Here is a 16,562-nt window from a genome sequence, read left to right as displayed (position 1 = left end):
AAAACTCGACCGGCACCGCTACGCGGCCTTGCGCGCCGCCGCGATCTCGCCGACGATGCCCCGTCGGAACAGCAGCACGCAGGCAACAAAGATGAAGCCGGTGACGATGCCCACGGATTCCCCGAGTGATGCGAACCATTCTACATGCGTCGTCTCGGCCAGGAAGTTCCCCAGGTCCCCCAGCTTGTTTTCCAGCGCGACGACGAGAAAGGCGCCCAGGATCGGCCCGGCCAGCGTGCCCATGCCGCCGACCAGGGTCATCAGGATGACGAGGCCGGACATCGACCAATGCACGTCCGTCAGCGTCTCGAAGCCGAGCACGACGGTCTTGGTCGCCCCGGCCAGGCCCGCCAGCGCGGCCGACAGCACGAAGGCGACGAGCTTGTAGCGATCGACGTCGTAGCCCAGAGACACCGCGCGCGCCTCGTTTTCCTTGATCGCCTTCAGCACCTGGCCGAACGGCGAGTGCACGGTGCGCACGATCAAAGCGAAGCCGCCCACGCAGATCGCCAGCACGACGAAGTACAAGGTGACATCGTTGCCGAGATCGAGCACGCCCAGGAGCTTGCCGCGCGGGACGCCCTGCAAGCCGTCCTCGCCGTGCGTAAACGGCGCGCGCAGCGCGGCGAAATACACCATCTGCGCGAGCGCCAGCGTGATCATCGCAAAATAAATGCCCTGGCGCCGGATCGCCAACAGCCCCATCACGAGGCCCAGCGCGGCGGACGCGAGCACGCCCAGCGCGAGCGCCGCCTCGAACGGCAAGCCGAGCACGGCCAGCGCGTACCCCGTGACATAGCCGGCGCCGCCGAAGAACGCGGCATGGCCGAACGACAGCAGGCCCGTGTAGCCGATCAAAAGGTTGAAGGCGCAGGCGAACAGGCCGAAGCACAGCAGCTTCATCAGGAACACCGGATAGCCGACGAACGGCGCCGCCAGTGCCAGCACCAGCGCGAGGCCATAGCCGAACTTTCTGTTCATAGTGCTTCCTTATCGTTCTTTGCCGAACAGGCCGGCGGGACGCAGCAGCAGCACGATCACCATCACGACGAACACGACGACTTCCGACGCTTCCGGGTAGTACACGCGCGTGAGGCCCTCGATGACGCCCAAAGCCAGGCCCGTCACGATGGAACCGAGGATGGAGCCCATGCCGCCGATCACGACGACGGCGAACACGACGATGATGAGATTCGACCCCATCAGCGGCGTGACGTTGATGACGGGCGCCGCCAGCACGCCCGCGAAGCCGGCCAGGGCGACGCCGAAGCCATAGGTCAACGTCACCATCAGGGGCACGTTGACGCCGAACGCTTCGACCAGTTTCGGGTTCTCCGTGCCGGCCCGCAAATAGGCGCCCAACCGGGTCTTTTCGATCGTGAACCACGTCGCCAGGCACACGACGAGCGACGCGAACACGACCCAGGCACGGTAGTTCGGCAGGATCATGAAGCCGAGGTCGGTGGCGCCGGACAGCGCGTCCGGCACGTCCAGCGTCTGGCCGGACACGCCGAAAAACGAGCGGAACACGCCTTCCAGCAGCAAGGTGATGCCGAAGGTCAGCAGCAGGCCGTACAGATGATCGAACCGGTACAACCAGCGCAGCATCGTCCTTTCGATCAGGATGCCGAACGCGCCGACGACGAGGGGTGCCAGCACGAGCATCGTCCAGTAGTTCAGGCCGAACGACGTGACGCCGATATAGGCGGCGAACGCGCCCATCATGTACAGCGCGCCGTGCGAAAAATTGATCACGTTGAGCAGGCCGAAGATCACGGCCAGGCCCAGCGACAGCATGGCGTAGAACGAACCGTTGACCAGGCCCAGCAGCAGCTGGCCCATCATCGCCTGCAGGGGGACGCCGAAAATATCCATGGGATCCGTCATCAAGGTTGGACATGGCGGCCGGCGCCAGCCGCCACACGCTTACGTCGAGCTCACTTCCAGGCCGCGCACTTGGTCTCGGCCTTGGTCGTGTACGCCTGGGCGCCCGGAATCGTGGCCACGACCTTGTAGAGGTCCCACGGCCCCTTCGACTCGGCCGGCGTTTTAACCTGCATCAGATACATGTCGTGGACCATGCGGCCGTCCGGACGAAGCTCGCCATTCTTCGTGAACATGTCGTTGATCCTGGTCTTGCGCAGCTGGGCCATGACCTTCTCGCCATCGTCCGTGCCGATCGCCTTGACGGCGTTCAGGTAGGTCATCGCGGCCGAATAATCCGCCGCCTGCAGCATCGACGGCTCCTTCTTCATCTTGGCGAAGTATTTCTTGGCCCATGCGCGCGTGTCGTTGTTCAAGTCCCAGTACCAGCCCGTGGTCAGATACAAGCCCTGGGTCGTCGCCAGGCCGAGGGTGTGGATGTCGTTGATGAACACGAGCAGGCCCGCGATCTTCATCTTGCTCGTCAGGCCGAATTCCTTCGCCGCCTTGACCGAATTGATGAAGTCGCCGCCGGCGTTCGCCAGCCCCAGCACTTGCGCCTTCGATGCCTGCGCCTGCAGCAGGAAGGACGAAAAGTCGGAGGCGCCCAGCGGATGCTTGACGCTGCCCAGCACCTTGCCGCCGTTGGCCTTGATGACGTCGGTCGTGTCCTTTTCCAGCGACTGGCCGAACGCATAGTCGGCCGTAAGGAAATACCACGTCTTGCCGCCGTGCTTGACCATCGTCGCGCCCGTGCCGCGCGCGAGCGCGACCGTGTCATAGGCATAGTGCACGGTGAACGGCGTGCACTGTTCGTTGGTCAGTTGCGCGCTGCCGGAACCGATGGCGATAAAGACTTTTTTCTTTTCCGCCGCGACCTTGGCCATGGCCAGGGCCGCACCCGAATTCGTGCCGCCGATCAGCATGTCGACGCCCTCGCGGTCGAACCACTCCCTCGCCTTGCCGGCGGCGATGTCCGGCTTGTTCTGGTGGTCGGCGACGATGAACTGGATCTTCTTGCCGTTGATCGCGCCGCCCATGTCAGCGATTGCCATGCGCACGGCTTCGGCGCCGCCATTGCCGTCGATGTCGGAATACACGCCGGATAAATCGGTGATGAAGCCGATCTTGATGGTGTCGCCCGAAATCTGGGCCTGGGCCGACGCGGACAAACCGGCGGTCAAGGTGGCAGCCGTAAAGGCAAGCGCGGTGCGTGTCGTGCGTTTCATGTGGTCTCCGTTGTCGATGATCAAACACCCAGCAGCTCGGTCAACGCCGGCATGCTGGCCTGCAGTTCCGCGGCCGCGATCGTCTCGACGATGCGGCCGTGTTCCATGACATAAAACCGGTCCGCCAGCGGCGCCGCGAACCGGAAGTTCTGTTCCACCATGACGATCGTGTAGCCCTTCGCCTTGAGCGTCGTGATCATCTGCGCCAGCGCCTGCACGATCACGGGCGCCAGCCCTTCCGAGATCTCGTCCAGCAGCAGCAGGCGCGCGCCCGTGCGCAGGATGCGGGCCACCGCCAGCATCTGCTGTTCGCCGCCGGACAGGCGCGTGCCCTGGCTGCGGCGGCGTTCGTACAGGTTCGGGAACATCGCGTAGATCTCGTCGACGGACATGCCGGCATCGCGGCCGGCCAGGCGCGGCGGCAGCATGAGGTTTTCCTCCGTCGACAGCGAAGCGAAAATGCCCCGCTCTTCCGGGCAATAGCCGATGCCGAGGTGGGCGATGCGGTGCGTGGGCAGGTTGATCGCCTCGACGCCATTGATGCGGATGGAACCGGTGCGCGCGCCCGTCAGGCCCATGATGGCGCGCAAGGTGGTCGTGCGGCCGGCGCCGTTGCGGCCCAGCAGGGTCACCACCTCGCCCGGCTGCACGGCCAGGCTGACGCCGTGCAGGATGTGCGATTCGCCGTACCACGCTTGCAGGTTGTCGATCTCCAGTGCCGGCGTCATCCGTGCGCCCCCGCCAGGTGGCCGTCGGCGCTGCCCATATACGCTTCGACGACTTGCGGATTGCGCGACACGTCGCCATAGGTGCCTTCCGCCAGCACGGCGCCCCGCTGCAGCACGGAAATACGGTCGCAGATGCCGGACACGACGTTCATATTGTGTTCCACCATCAGGATCGTGCGGCCGGCCGCCACTTTCTTGATCAGTGCCGTCACGCGGTGCACGTCTTCGTGGCCCATGCCCTGCGTCGGTTCGTCCAGCAGCATGAGTTCCGGCTCCATGGCGAGCGTCGTCGCGATCTCGAGCGCGCGTTTGCGGCCGTACGGCAGGTCGGCCGTGACGCTGCCGGCAAACTCTTCCAGGTCGACTTCGGCCAGCAGTTGCATGGCGCGATCGTTGAGTTGGCTCAAGGAGCCCTCGCTGCGCCAAAAATAAAAACTGGTACCGAGCGCGCGCTGCAGGCCGATGCGCACGTTTTCCAGCACCGTCATGTGCGGGAAGACGGCCGAGATCTGGAACGAGCGGATGATGCCGCGGCGCGCGATCTGCGCCGGTTTGAGCCCGGTGATGTCCGCGCCGTTGAAGAGGATGCGGCCGCCGGACGGGGACAGGAATTTGGTCAGCAGATTGAAACACGTCGTCTTGCCGGCGCCATTGGGCCCGATCAGCGCGTGGATGTGGCCCCGCTGCACCTGCAGATTCACTTGGTTGACGGCCGTAAAACCCTTGAATTCCTTCGTCAGATCACGTGTTTCCAGAATGACGTCCGACATTGCGTCTCCTCGCTGTCGTGATGCAAGCTTTACAAATCATACACACTTTTGGAACTCGTCAAGATACAGCACACGGCTGATGTGTCGCCCTGCGTTAGGTCATGACGGCGCGCAAACCCGTTGTGCAAATTTGCCCAGCTCATCCCATTCGCGGACGATCAGCTGCGCGGTCTTTTCCGCGATCATCAGGGTGGGCGAGTTGGTGTTGCCGGACGTGATCGTCGGCATGATGGACGCGTCGACCACGCGCAGTCCGCTGACGCCCTTGACCCGCAACCGGCTGTCGACGACGGCGAACGGATCGTCCATTTTTCCCATCCGGCACGTGCCGACGGGGTGGAAGATCGTCGTGCCGATAAGGCTGGCCGCCTCCGCCAGCTCGTCTTCCGTGCGGTAATGCGGACCCGGCTTGAATTCTTCCGGGCGGTAGGCCGCCATGGCCGGTGCGGCCACGATGCGGCGCGTGAGCGCCAGCGCGTCGGCCGCCACCTTGCGGTCTTCCGGCGTGCTGAGATAGTTCGGGACGATTTTCGGCGGCGCATAGCTGTCGTTGGCCGCGAGCCGGACGTGGCCGCGCGCCGTCGGCCGCAAGTTGCAGACGCTGGCCGTGAACGCGGGAAAGCCGTGCAGCGGATCGCCGAACTTGTCCAGGGACAGCGGCTGCACGTGGTATTCCAGGTTCGGCGTCGGCTGGCCGGGATCGGACCGGGCAAACGCGCCCAGCTGCGACGGCGCCATCGACATCGGCCCGCTCTGGAACAGCAGATATTGCATGCCGATCTTGATCTTGCCGTACCAGGACGCGGCACTCGTGTTGAGCGAATGGGCGCCCGTGATGCGGTAGACCATGCGCAGTTGCAAGTGATCCTGCAAATTCTCGCCGACGCCAGGCGCATCGACGACGGGTTCGATACCGTGCCGGTGCAGCAAGCCGGCCGGCCCGATGCCGGACAATTGCAGGATGTGGGGCGAGCCGATCGCGCCGGCGGCCAGCAGGGTTTCGCGCCGTGCCGTGGCCGTGAATGCGCGGCCGCCGCGGGTGAATCGCACGCCGCGGCAGGCAACGCCCTGCGCCGTCTGCTCGAGGACAAGCTTTTCCACATGGCAGTCCGTCATGATCGTCAGGTTGGCCCGCGTCGCAGCCGGCTTCAGAAACGCTTTCGCCGTGTTGAGCCGGATGCCGCGCCGCTGGTTGACGTCGAAATAGGCACAGCCGGCGTTGTCTCCGCCATTGAAATCGTCGACTTTCGGGATGCCCGTCTCGGCGGCCGCCTCGCGAAAGGCGTCGAGGATTTCCCACGACAAGCGCTGGCGCTCGACTCGCCATTCGCCGCCGCTGCCGTGGATGGCGCTGGCGCCGCCATGGTGGTCTTCGCTTGCCTTAAAAATGGGCAAAACACGATCCCAGCGCCAGGACAGATCGCCCGCGATGTCGGCCCAGCGGTCGTAATCCGCCGCCTGGCCGCGCATATAGATCATGCCGTTGATCGACGAGCTGCCGCCCAGCACCTTACCGCGCGGGTAGATCAGGGAGCGGCCCGCGAGGCCGGGATCCGCTTCCGTCCTGAACAACCAGTCGGTGCGCGGGTTGCCGATGCAATACAGGTAGCCGACGGGGATGTGGATCCACAGGTAATCGTCCCTGCCGCCGGCCTCGATCAGCAGGACGCGCACGTCGGGCTTGCGGCTCAGCCGGTTGGCCAGCACGCAACCGGCGGTACCTGCCCCCACGATGATGACATCGAATACTCCGGCGGATTCCATGGATCCTCACGCGTGATTCGGTTGAGCAAGCTTACCAGATCATCAAGCTCACAAGCGGTCCTCCGGCTGTGGATAAGCGTATGAATATCCACAGGTACGAAATGTGGGGAAGACAGCGTTTTCGCACAGCCGCGTTTTTTATCCAGTTTTGCCACAAGGCACATACAAGACCAGCCCACTGCCTTATGCGAACCGTAAACGTTTGATGTTGTGGAAAAAACCCGGCTTATCCACAGAAGAGTGCCACCGTTAACTACTACCATTATTCTGTATACATGCTTTTGGGTGTAAACCTGACGACCCGTTGCGAACGCAAAAAAAAATGTTCGGCTCCGGCCACGGTGCGCTGCGACGATCTCTTCCTGCAAGCAAAAAAAAAATCGACCGACTCCGGACGCGTTCCCCGCTACAAGCTCTGCGCGACGTCGACCAGGCCGGCTTCCGGCAACTCAAAACACCGATTTCCGGCCCTTTTGTGGATAAGCTGCTGAATATCCACAGGATCGAATGTGCGGAACTGCCGAACAATGCGACGGCAAATTTCTTGTCCAGTTTCGGTCCCGTCCAGAAGCAAGGTTTGTTCAAGCGCTTCCGGCGCACGTAAACCCTTGAGCTTGTGGAAAAAATCGGGTTTATCCACAGATCGGACAGCGTTTACTATCATCACTATCCTTTCTTTCTATCCAAGTTAACTAAAGAAGGAAAACCGTCGCGGCTTCGAACGAACGCTTCCAGCCGCACGACTGGCGGCAAGGCCGACATGACGCGAACACCGTTTTGTCTACAGAAAGAACGCGATGCACCTGTCGCATCCACAAGAGACAGCGCGTCCTGCATGCATGCAAGAACGGCAAATCAACCCTCCGCATCCACTGCAAACCGGTTCGACTGTGGAAAAGGTCCTGCATATCCACAGGACCGGATGTGCAGAACGGCCGTTTTTTCTGCTCGCCAGCTTTTTGTCCAACAACGGTCCAGCATCGATACAATGCTTGTCCAGCCGGTCCGCGATCGCGTAAACCGTTGACGCTGTAGATAAATTCCTTCTTATCCACAGACAGAAGCGCGTTTACTATCACTACCATTTTTTATATACATCTTTGTTTTATTAAGACAAAAACAGCGGGAACAGCGTGCGCAAGTCGCCAGAACCGGGCAAAACCGACCAAAACCGGCCCGTCAACCCATCCAGAACAAGGCTGAAACATGCGATTAGGGATCATCAGCGCGTTGCACGAAGAACAGCAGGGGCTCGTGGAGGCCATGGAAGGGCCCTACAAGCTCATGCATGGCATGCGCGAGTACTTTCTCGGACGACTGTGGGAAATCGACGCTGTGTGCGTTTTATCGCGAATTGGCAAGGTTGCCGCGGCACTGACGACCGCAACGCTAGTGGAGAAGTTCGGTGTTACCCACATCCTGTTCACGGGCGTGGCCGGTGCCGGCGATCCTTCCATCCGTGTCGGCGACATCGTCGTGGCCGAATCGCTCGTCCAGCACGACATGGATGCAAGTCCCTTGTTTCCCCGTTATGAGGTGCCGTTGACGGGATTGACGCACTTCCCGTCCGATCACCACGTCGCGTTGCAACTGGCGGACGCAGCCCGTCGCTTCCTGGAAGACGACTTCGCCCTCGCCGTCGATCCCGCGGAACGGGCCGTATTCGCGCTCAGCGGGCCGCGGCTGCATCGAGGCCTCATCGCCAGCGCCGACCAGTTCGTGAGCGACATGGACCGTCTGAACGCGTTGAATGAGGCCTTGCCGGGATTACTGGCGGTGGAGATGGAAGGCGCCGCGGTGGCGCAAGCCTGTTTCGAGCTGGGCATCCCATTCGGCGTGATCCGGACGATTTCCGACAACGCCAATGAACACGCGGCCACGGATTTCATGCGTTTCGTGAAATCCGTGGCCGCGCGGTATGCGTTTCACATCGTCAGGCAGTTCTGCCTGGGCTGGCGCAACGCGGACGCGGGTCAGGCCAGCAGCGTGTCGGCCGGCACGTAGTCGTAGCCCAGGTCCTTCGCGACGGCGGCATACGTCACCTTGCCCTCGCAGACGTTCAGGCCGTTCTTGAGGTGAACGTCGTCGCGCAGGGCCTGCCGCCACCCCTTGTTCGCCAAGGCCACGGCGTGGCCTATCGTCGCGTTGTTCAACGCGAACGTCGACGTGCGCGCCACCGCGCCCGGCATATTGGCCACGCAGTAATGCACGACGCCGTCGACGACGAAGGTCGGATCCGCGTGCGTCGTCGGATGCGACGTTTCGAAGCAACCGCCCTGGTCGATCGCCACGTCGACGACGACGGCCCCTTTTTTCATCCGCGCCACCATGTCGCGCGTGACGAGCTTCGGCGCCGCGGCACCGGGCACGAGCACGCCGCCGATGACGAGGTCGGCCGACAGCACGGCTTCCTCGATCGCGTGCGCGTTCGAATACAGGGTCGTGATCCGGTTGCCGTAGACGAGATCCAGCTGGCGCAGGCGGTCGACGTTTTTATCGAGAACGGTGACGCGCGCGCCGATGCCGACGGCCATCTGCAACGCATTGGTCCCCACCACGCCGGCGCCGACGATGACGATATGCCCCGCGGCGACTCCCGGCACGCCGCCCAGCAGGATGCCGGCGCCGCCCTTCGATTTTTCCAGGTGGCTGGCGCCGGCCTGGATCGACATCCGCCCCGCCACCTCGCTCATCGGCGCCAGCAGCGGCAAGCCGCCGCCCGGGCCTGTGATGGTTTCGTATGCGATGCACACGGCGCCCGATTTGACGAGGGCCGCCGTCTGCGCCGGATCCGGTGCGAGGTGCAGATACGTGTACAGGATCTGTCCCGGACGCAGCATCGCGCACTCCTGCGGCTGCGGTTCCTTGACCTTCACGATCATGTCGGCCTGCGCAAAGATCTCTTGCGCGGACGCCACGATCGTCGCGCCGGCGGCCGTGTACTGCTCGTCCGTCAACCCGATGCCGGCACCCGCGCCGGCCTGCACGATCACACGATGGCCGCGCGCGGCCAGTTCGTGCACGCTGGGGGGCGTGAGGCCCACCCGGAATTCGTTGTTTTTGATTTCTTTTGGTACGCCTACTAACATGTCTTCCTCCAAGTTAAGCAGCTGAACTTCCAAGAACTTCCAAAACAAAACGCCGCGGAAGAGGCCCAGCCTACTCCGCGGCGTTCGCGTCCATGTAGACCTGGCTTACTGGCCCAGCGTCATCAGGCTTGCGTTACCGCCAGCCGCGGTCGTGTTGATGCACAGGGCGCGTTCCGCCACCAGTCGCCACAGGGCGATCGCATCGCCTTCGCGGGTGTCGACGATGCCGACGATGGCACCCGGACGGGCCGCCAGCTTTTGCCGCAAATCCCCTTCCATATCTTGCTCGACGAGGGCCAGGGCGAAGTCGCTGCCGCCCAGGTCCTGCGCGCCGATCCAGCGCACGCGCTCCTCGACGGCGGCGGGGAGCGAGACGTTCTCCGCCATCAGCACGAGCGCGCGGTTGTCCGTCGCGAGCGCCGCCGCCAGCTGGTTCAGCAGGCTGGCCATGCCGGTCGGCGCGCACAGGACGGTGCCGCGCGGGACGAAATCGAGCTGGTTGCGCTCGCCCGTCGGACCGGGCAGCTCGATGCGTTCGCCGTCCAGCGTCGTTTCCATATAGCGCTCCGCCAGCGGGGCGATGCCGCCGTGGCCGTTGGCCTGGGCCCAGGCAAGCAGCCCGTCCAGCGCCTCATTGCCGCGGCGCGCGTGGTGCAGCAGCGGCGCCGCGTCCTTTTGCAGGCGCTTCAGGTACAGCGGGCCGCCGGCCTTGGGCCCGGTGCCGGATTTCCCTTCCCCGCCGAACGGCTGCACGCCGACGACGGCGCCGACGATGTTGCGGTTCACGTAGATGTTGCCGACGTGGGCGCGCGTCGTGATGAACGCGATCGTCTCGTCGATGCGCGAATGCACACCCAGCGTGAGACCGTAGCCGGTGGCGTTGATCGTGTCGACGACTTGCGCCAGGTCGGTGCGACGCCAGCGCACGACGTGCAGCACGGGGCCGAAGACTTCGCGCTTCAATTCGCTCATCGAGCCGATCTCGAGCACGGTCGGCGGCACGAACGTGCCCTGCGCCTGTAACGCTTCCGGCAGGTCCAGCGAGAAATGCTGTTTCGCCTTCGCCTTCATGCGCTCGATGTGGCCGAGCAGGTTTTGCTGGGCTTCCTCGTCGATGACGGGGCCGATGTCGGTGGCAAGGCGGTCCGGCACGCCCACGCGCAATTCTTGCATGGCGCCCTTGAGCATCTTGATCGTCTTGTCCGCGATATCTTCCTGCAGGAACAGCACGCGCAGCGCGGAGCAGCGCTGGCCGGCGCTGTCGAATGCCGAGGTCAGGACATCCTGCACGACTTGTTCCGGCAGCGCGGACGAATCGACGATGAGCGCGTTCTGGCCGCCCGTCTCGGCGATCAGCGGAATATCGCAGCCTTCGCTGGCGGCGCGCGCGGCCAATGTGCGATTGATCAATTGTGCGACTTCTGTCGACCCCGTAAAGATGACGGCTTTTACGCGCGCATCGCCCGTGAGCGCGGCGCCGACGGTTTCGCCACGGCCCGGCAGCAGCTGCAGCGCGCCCTTCGGCACGCCGGCTTCGTGGAACAATTGCACGGCGCGGTGGGCGATCAGCGGCGTCTGCTCGGCCGGCTTCGCCAGCACGACATTGCCGGCGGCCAGCGCGGCCGCGACCTGGCCCGTAAAAATGGCCAGCGGGAAGTTCCAAGGGCTGATGCACGCGACCGCGCCCAGCGCACTGGCTTGCTGCGCGTTGCGGATCTCGGCCGCGTAATAGCGCAGGAAATCGACGGCTTCGCGCACTTCCGCGATCGCGTTCGGCAGCGATTTGCCCGCCTCGCGCACGGCCAAGGCCATCAGTTCGCCGCGGTGTTGCTCGAACAGGTCGCCGACGCGGGCGATGACGTCCGCGCGGGCCCCGTTGCCGGCGCCCTCCCAGCCCGGCGCGGCGGCGACGGCCGCGTGCAGGGCGGTGTCGACATCGGCGGTCGTCGCTTCCGTCACCTGGCCGACGACGTCCGCCGACTGCGCCGGATTGACGATGTTCAGCGCGCCGGCCGCTTCCACCGGACCGTCGACGAGCGGCGTGGCGTGATAGTGACGCGGCGTGCCGAGTTCGGCGGCGAGCGCCGTCAACACGTTGTCGTTCGCCAGGTCGAGGCCGGTGGAATTCTTGCGGCCGTCCGGGAACAGATCCAGCGGCAGCGGAATGCGCGGATGCGGCAGACACTTGGCCGCGCGCGCGGCCTCGAACGGATCGGCCAGCAAGGTGTCGATGGGGACGTTCTCGTCGACGATCTGGTTCACGAACGACGAGTTGGCGCCGTTTTCCAGCAGGCGGCGCACGAGGTAGGCGAGCAAGGTCTCGTGCGAGCCGACCGGCGCATAGATGCGGCAGGCCTTGTCGAGGTTGTCCTTGCCGACGACCTGGTCGTACAGCGTTTCTCCCATGCCGTGCAGGCACTGGAATTCGTAGTTGGACACGTTATCCGCCTTCGCCCACGTGTAGATCACGGACAGCGAGTGGGCGTTGTGCGTGGCGAACTGGGCGTAGATGACGTCCGTGGCGGCGAGCAGCTTGCGCGCGCACGTGAGGTAGGACACGTCGGTGTACACCTTGCGCGTATAGACCGGATAGTCCGGCAGGCCGTCGACCTGGGCGCGCTTGATCTCCGCATCCCAGTAGGCGCCCTTGACGAGGCGCACCATGAATTTGCGGCCGCTGCGGCGTGCGAGGTCGACGACGAAGTCGATCACGAACGGGCAGCGCTTCTGGTAGGCCTGCACGACGAGGCCGATGCCGTCGAAGCCGGCCAGCGCCGGATCGAACGCGAGCGCTTCCAGCATGTCCAGCGAGATTTCCAGGCGATCCGCTTCCTCGGCGTCGATATTGATGCCGATGTCGTACCGCTTCGCGAGCAGGATCAGGTTGCGCACGCGCGGCAGCAGCTCGCCCATCACGCGGGCATACTGCGCGCGGCTGTAGCGAGGATGCAGGGCGGACAGCTTGATCGAGATGCCCGGACCGTCCTTGATGCCGCGGCCATTGGACGCCTTGCCGATCGCATGGATGGCCGCTTCGTACGACGCATAGTAATTGTCGGCGTCGGACTCCGTCAGCGCGGCTTCGCCCAGCATGTCGTAGGAATAGCGGTAGCCGCGGGTTTCGTTGTCCCGGCTGTTCTTCAGCGCTTCGTGGATGGTCTGGCCCGTGACGAACTGGTTGCCGAGCATGCGCATGGCCAGGTCGACGCCCTTGCGGATCAGCGGCTCGCCGCCCTTCGCGATCATGCGGGCGAGCGCGGCGCCGAGGCCCGTCTCGCTGCTGGGCGACACGAGCTTGCCGGTGATGAGCAGGCCCCAGGTGGCCGCGTTCACGAACAGCGACGGCGATTCGCCCAGGTGTTTTTTCCAGTCGCCCTTGCTGATCTTGTCGGCGATCAGGCGGTCGGCCGTTTCCGTGTCGGGAACGCGCAGCAGCGCTTCCGCCAGGCACATCAGTGCGACGCCTTCTTCCGACGACAGCGAGAATTCGTGCATCAGCGCATCGACGCCCGACGAGCGCGTGCGTTTTTCGCGCACGGCCGACACGAGGCGGTGCGCCAGCAGATAGGCGTCGGCGTTGGCGCAGGCGCCTTGGGCCAGCAGCCATTCCACGGCGCCGGTCTCGGCGCGGCGGTAGGCGGCGGTGATCGCGGCGCGCAGCGGCGTCTGTTCGCGGCGCGTCTCGGCCTGCAGGGCGTCGAAGGGGACGTAGGTGGAAGCCGGGAAGGCGGCAATGTTCATGGACGCTCAGAAAAAAGTGAAAGGGCGACCGCCAGCAAAACGCGCCGCACCGTAGCCACGGCCGGCGCGTCGTTCGAGTGCGGATCAATGATTCGATTGTAGAAGGAAATCTTCTGGATTAATTCTGTTTTTAGAGAAGACTAGCAATAGATAGTTTTTGGTGAGAGAATTTCACCAAATAATATTTATAGTGGAGAGAGAACAAGATGCTGGACAAGATCAGCAAGAAAATCCTGGCCGAACTGCAGAGCGACGGGCGTATCAGCAACGTCGAACTGGCCGCCCGGGTCAACCTGTCGCCCGCCGCCTGCCTCGAGCGGGTGCGCAAGTTGCACGAGTCCGGTTACATCATGGGCTATACCGCCCAGTTGAACCCGCAGCTGCTGGATGTGTCGCTGCTCGTGTTCATCGAAGTGGTGCTGGACCGCACGACCCCGGAAGTCTTCGATGCCTTCAAGCAGAGCGTCCAGCTGATCCCGGAAGTGCTCGAGTGCCACATGGTGGCCGGCGGCTTCGATTACCTCGTCAAGGCGCGCGTCAAGGATATGGCAGCTTACCGCGAATTCCTCGGCAAGACACTACTGCAGAAAGGTGTGCGCGAAACGCACACGTATGCCGTGATGGAAGAGGTCAAGAACACGACCAAACTGCCCATCAAATAAGCACATCGCCCCGGCCAGGCGGGGCGATGCGTCATCAGGCAATTCTTTCCATCTTTTCCGACGCTTCCGACCGCTGCGGCACCATTTTTTGCGCCGTGGCGGACAGGTTTTCCAGGTTCTTGCGCAACCAGCGGTGCGCCGGGCTGCGGCCGTCGCGTTCGTGCCACAGCATGTCCAGGTGGACGGCCGGCAGCTGGAACGGCAACTCGCGCCAAGTCAGTTGTTCGGCGGCGCCCGTCGACGCGATCAGGTGCTTGGGCAGCACTGTCACGAGGTCGGAATTCGCGACGACGCGGCCCGCCGTGAAGAATTGGTTCACGGTCAGCAGGATGCGCCGTTCGCGGCCGATCTGCGCCAGCGCTTCGTCGACGAGACCGTGGGCGCGGCCGGAAAAGCTCACGAGCAGGTGGTTCGACTTGCAATAATCGTCCAGGTCGAGCTTGCCCTGGGCGAGCGGGTGATTCTTGCGCATCACGACCACGTATTCGCCGGAATATAGGCGCTCGTGGCGGATCGGCGAGCCCGTTTCGTACGACAACTGGGCCGCGACGCCGGGGAAGAAGCCGACGGCCAGGTCGATGTCGCCGCGCAGCAGCATGGGGCGCGGTTCGCGTGTGGTCAGCGGCACCATGCGGATATTGACGCACGGCGCCTCTTTTTCGATCGACCGCACGAGCGACGGCAGCCACAGCGCGGCGGTGGCGTCGGCCATCGCCATGCGGAACGTCGCCTGGGCCTTCGACACGTCGAAGGTTTCCGGCATCACGGCCGCTTCCAGCGCGGCCAGGGCCTGGCGCACGGCCGGCCACAGCGCTTCCGCGCGCGGCGTCGGCTTGACGCCGTACGCCGTGCGGATCAGCAACTCGTCGCCGAGGCTTTCGCGCAAGCGTTTGATGGCGTTGGAGACGGCCGGCTGCGTCATCGCGAGGTGGCCGGCGGCGCGCGTGAGGTTTTGCTCGGTCATGACGGCGTCGAAGACGCGGAGCAGGTTCAGATCAAGCGTGAGGAAGCTCATGGGACTCCGTTCAGGACTGGCAATAAAAATGGTTCATGGGTATGCCAAGTGTACTCGATTTCCATTCACGATCAATATAATAGCTATTACAAAGTGTAATTAGATTTATATGTTGCGTTGCACTATAGTGACATCGAACGAATAGATCAGATTGCCACTCCGAGGCTTGCCATGTCCTTCTCAGCTACCCTTTTCCAGACGCCGGTGATGGCCCTGCCTTTCACCCACGTGCTGTTCGTCATGGTCCAGCTGACCCTGCTGGGCGGCCTCGTGATGTTCTTCCGCCCCCTCCTGATCGGCATCGCCCGTGCGCTGGTGCTGGTCGTGCGCCCGCGCCCCACGAAGGATGAGCTGGCCGCGCGCCGCAAGCAGCGCGCGCAGGCCGCTGCCGTCGTGGGATCGCACTGATCCATACGGTTTAGTTTACACAGCTTCATTCTCGAAAGCGGCGTCCGGATGACCGGGCGCCGCTTTTTTTTCGGCCCTGCTTCCGGCGCATCCGGCCCCGAAACGTAATCCAGTCTCACCCGTCGCGGGTAACTCGCGGTCGCTCTGCTTGTCACGTCGTTTTTTGCCGGTTCGATTTAACAATTAGTCGATACGATACATCCATCTCAAAAGATCGATGATAGGTAAATGGATGAGTTGTCGTCATGTTGAGAGCGTATCGTTCTATGTTGATGGCATATCGCGGAAGTTGCCGAACTCGTGGAAATTTCAAAAAATGTTTGAAAAATATTGTTCAAATCGAAGAAATTGATGAAAATGTACGGATTTTAATCAACGTTATACGTAAAATATACGAAGTTCACGAATGGTTTCGAGACATGAATGAGTTATCGTAATCATCGATCATGTCGAACGGATGCGCCGCCAGAGGCGTCCGCGCGCCGGCAGGCCTCCCCCTTCATCCAGAAAACCGAACGGTACGCAGTAAAAATTACGGAGCGAAAAAAAACGCGGCCGCCGGTTGCCCGGGGCCGCGTTGCGCGGGGTCATGAGGCTTACTTGGCTTCGCCCAGCAGCGCCGGCTTGAGCGAGCGGTCGACCGGCTTGTCGCCCAGCCAGATGCGCAGGATCGCGTTGTAGAAATTGATGTCGGGGATAGGGCCGCCCAGCTTCTGGCCGTTCAGCTCGGCTTGCGTGCCCGTGCCCGGGATCCAGTCCAGGTGCAGCACGTCACCCTTCTTGAGGCCGTCGACGGAGGCGAACAATTCTCCCATCTTGCTGATTTGGGACACGATCCGCTGCTTTTCCGCCCTGTCGATGTTTTCGTTCAAGCCATCCATGAACGCCCTGCCGAAATCCTCCGACGAAATGTCGCGCGCCATTTGCAGGGTCACGCGGCGCGGGCCCTCTTCCTTGAGGATCTCGGCCGTGTTGTTCTTCTTTTCCGGCAGGTACAGGCCGGCCGCATAGACCTTGATGATGAACTTGGTGCGCATGCCCGCGCCGTTCAACTTCAAATCCTTGCCGGCGACCTTGGTCACGTCGTCGAATTTGTAGCCGCTGACGTCGACGACGGCGGCAACCGCCGGCAGGCTGGCGGCCAGCGTGAGGATGGCGCCGGCGAGCAGGCCCTTGATGGCGAATCGGGTGGTAGTCATGGTTGTCTCCTTGATGGAAGCGCTGTCGTTGTAA

Annotated in this window: 14 protein-coding genes; 4 read left to right on the top strand and 10 right to left on the bottom strand. The window is 63.2% G+C overall.

The window, feature by feature from the left end; genetic code table 11:
* Positions 1-18: 18 nt before the first annotated feature.
* From ISF28_RS18325 to ISF28_RS18300, 6 genes are all read right to left on the bottom strand, one after another.
* Positions 19-981 (bottom strand): branched-chain amino acid ABC transporter permease, encoded by a 963-nt coding sequence (locus tag ISF28_RS18325; protein ID WP_198118612.1) that lies wholly within the window; start codon positions 979-981, stop codon positions 19-21.
* Positions 982-990: 9 nt separating this feature from the next.
* Positions 991-1,875 carry a branched-chain amino acid ABC transporter permease gene (locus ISF28_RS18320; RefSeq protein WP_198118611.1) on the bottom strand — a complete coding sequence of 295 codons (885 nt, stop codon included), beginning with the start codon at positions 1,873-1,875 and terminating at the stop codon, positions 991-993.
* A 62-nt stretch (positions 1,876-1,937) separates the two neighbouring features.
* The gene (locus tag ISF28_RS18315; RefSeq protein ID WP_198118610.1) at positions 1,938-3,152 is read right to left on the bottom strand and encodes an ABC transporter substrate-binding protein; all 1,215 of its coding nucleotides are present in this window, start codon (positions 3,150-3,152) and stop codon (positions 1,938-1,940) included.
* Between the two features lie 20 nt (positions 3,153-3,172).
* Positions 3,173-3,880, bottom strand: coding sequence for an ABC transporter ATP-binding protein (locus tag ISF28_RS18310; RefSeq protein WP_198118609.1), 708 nt, complete (start codon positions 3,878-3,880; stop codon positions 3,173-3,175).
* Positions 3,877-4,650, bottom strand: coding sequence for an ABC transporter ATP-binding protein (locus ISF28_RS18305; protein ID WP_198118608.1), 774 nt, complete (start codon positions 4,648-4,650; stop codon positions 3,877-3,879). Before ISF28_RS18305 ends, ISF28_RS18310 begins: the two co-directional genes overlap by 4 nt.
* A gap of 99 nt (positions 4,651-4,749) precedes the next feature.
* Complete coding sequence (locus ISF28_RS18300; RefSeq protein WP_198118607.1) at positions 4,750-6,414, bottom strand: GMC family oxidoreductase; 1,665 nt, start codon at positions 6,412-6,414, stop codon at positions 4,750-4,752.
* A gap of 322 nt (positions 6,415-6,736) precedes the next feature.
* Between ISF28_RS18300 and ISF28_RS18295 the strand changes: the two genes are divergently transcribed.
* The gene (locus ISF28_RS18295; protein ID WP_198118606.1) at positions 6,737-7,018 is read left to right on the top strand and encodes a hypothetical protein; all 282 of its coding nucleotides are present in this window, start codon (positions 6,737-6,739) and stop codon (positions 7,016-7,018) included.
* Between the two features lie 602 nt (positions 7,019-7,620).
* Positions 7,621-8,418, top strand: coding sequence for a 5'-methylthioadenosine/adenosylhomocysteine nucleosidase (locus ISF28_RS18290; protein ID WP_198118605.1), 798 nt, complete (start codon positions 7,621-7,623; stop codon positions 8,416-8,418).
* Here ISF28_RS18290 and ald read toward each other — a convergent pair.
* Both ald and putA read right to left on the bottom strand, forming a co-directional pair.
* Positions 8,388-9,503: an alanine dehydrogenase gene (ald, locus tag ISF28_RS18285; protein ID WP_198118604.1), complete on the bottom strand. Its 1,116-nt coding sequence runs from the start codon at positions 9,501-9,503 to the stop codon at positions 8,388-8,390. The two genes, ISF28_RS18290 and ald, sit on opposite strands and share 31 nt — an antisense overlap.
* A gap of 105 nt (positions 9,504-9,608) precedes the next feature.
* Positions 9,609-13,244, bottom strand: coding sequence for a trifunctional transcriptional regulator/proline dehydrogenase/L-glutamate gamma-semialdehyde dehydrogenase (gene putA, locus ISF28_RS18280; RefSeq protein WP_198118603.1), 3,636 nt, complete (start codon positions 13,242-13,244; stop codon positions 9,609-9,611).
* 206 nt (positions 13,245-13,450) lie between these two features.
* On the opposite strand from putA, the gene ISF28_RS18275 reads away from it, so the two are divergent.
* Positions 13,451-13,906 (top strand): Lrp/AsnC ligand binding domain-containing protein, encoded by a 456-nt coding sequence (locus tag ISF28_RS18275; protein WP_036171419.1) that lies wholly within the window; start codon positions 13,451-13,453, stop codon positions 13,904-13,906.
* Positions 13,907-13,940: 34 nt separating this feature from the next.
* Here ISF28_RS18275 and ISF28_RS18270 read toward each other — a convergent pair whose 3' ends face one another.
* The gene (locus ISF28_RS18270) at positions 13,941-14,921 is read right to left on the bottom strand and encodes a LysR family transcriptional regulator (protein WP_198118602.1); all 981 of its coding nucleotides are present in this window, start codon (positions 14,919-14,921) and stop codon (positions 13,941-13,943) included.
* Positions 14,922-15,092: 171 nt separating this feature from the next.
* Between ISF28_RS18270 and ISF28_RS18265 the strand changes: the two genes are divergently transcribed.
* On the top strand, positions 15,093-15,329 hold the full coding sequence (locus tag ISF28_RS18265; RefSeq protein WP_198118601.1) for a hypothetical protein: 237 nt from the start codon (positions 15,093-15,095) through the stop codon (positions 15,327-15,329).
* 596 nt (positions 15,330-15,925) lie between these two features.
* Here the strand turns inward: ISF28_RS18265 and ISF28_RS18260 are convergent.
* Positions 15,926-16,528 carry a chalcone isomerase family protein gene (locus tag ISF28_RS18260; protein ID WP_198118600.1) on the bottom strand — a complete coding sequence of 201 codons (603 nt, stop codon included), beginning with the start codon at positions 16,526-16,528 and terminating at the stop codon, positions 15,926-15,928.
* Positions 16,529-16,562 lie beyond the last annotated feature (34 nt).

Source organism: Massilia rhizosphaerae, from assembly GCF_016093545.1.
Taxonomy (GTDB): domain Bacteria; phylum Pseudomonadota; class Gammaproteobacteria; order Burkholderiales; family Burkholderiaceae_D; genus Telluria; species Telluria rhizosphaerae.
Note: the sequence above shows the minus strand (reverse complement) of the source record. Positions and strands in the feature narration are given on the sequence as shown.

Excerpts from the sequence above, each read along its gene's own strand:
- ISF28_RS18320 (WP_198118611.1), bottom strand. The coding sequence starts at position 1,875 with ATGGATATTTTCGGCGTCCCCCTGCAGGCGATGATGGGCCAGCTGCTG.
- putA (WP_198118603.1), bottom strand. The coding sequence starts at position 13,244 with ATGAACATTGCCGCCTTCCCGGCTTCCACCTACGTCCCCTTCGACGCC.
- ISF28_RS18270 (WP_198118602.1), bottom strand. The coding sequence starts at position 14,921 with ATGAGCTTCCTCACGCTTGATCTGAACCTGCTCCGCGTCTTCGACGCC.
- ISF28_RS18315 (WP_198118610.1), bottom strand. The coding sequence starts at position 3,152 with ATGAAACGCACGACACGCACCGCGCTTGCCTTTACGGCTGCCACCTTG.
- ISF28_RS18325 (WP_198118612.1), bottom strand. The coding sequence starts at position 981 with ATGAACAGAAAGTTCGGCTATGGCCTCGCGCTGGTGCTGGCACTGGCG.
- ISF28_RS18260 (WP_198118600.1), bottom strand. The coding sequence starts at position 16,528 with ATGACTACCACCCGATTCGCCATCAAGGGCCTGCTCGCCGGCGCCATC.
- ISF28_RS18295 (WP_198118606.1), top strand. The coding sequence starts at position 6,737 with ATGTTCGGCTCCGGCCACGGTGCGCTGCGACGATCTCTTCCTGCAAGC.
- ISF28_RS18300 (WP_198118607.1), bottom strand. The coding sequence starts at position 6,414 with ATGGAATCCGCCGGAGTATTCGATGTCATCATCGTGGGGGCAGGTACC.
- ISF28_RS18275 (WP_036171419.1), top strand. The coding sequence starts at position 13,451 with ATGCTGGACAAGATCAGCAAGAAAATCCTGGCCGAACTGCAGAGCGAC.
- ISF28_RS18265 (WP_198118601.1), top strand. The coding sequence starts at position 15,093 with ATGTCCTTCTCAGCTACCCTTTTCCAGACGCCGGTGATGGCCCTGCCT.
- ISF28_RS18305 (WP_198118608.1), bottom strand. The coding sequence starts at position 4,650 with ATGTCGGACGTCATTCTGGAAACACGTGATCTGACGAAGGAATTCAAG.
- ISF28_RS18290 (WP_198118605.1), top strand. The coding sequence starts at position 7,621 with ATGCGATTAGGGATCATCAGCGCGTTGCACGAAGAACAGCAGGGGCTC.
- ald (WP_198118604.1), bottom strand. The coding sequence starts at position 9,503 with ATGTTAGTAGGCGTACCAAAAGAAATCAAAAACAACGAATTCCGGGTG.
- ISF28_RS18310 (WP_198118609.1), bottom strand. The coding sequence starts at position 3,880 with ATGACGCCGGCACTGGAGATCGACAACCTGCAAGCGTGGTACGGCGAA.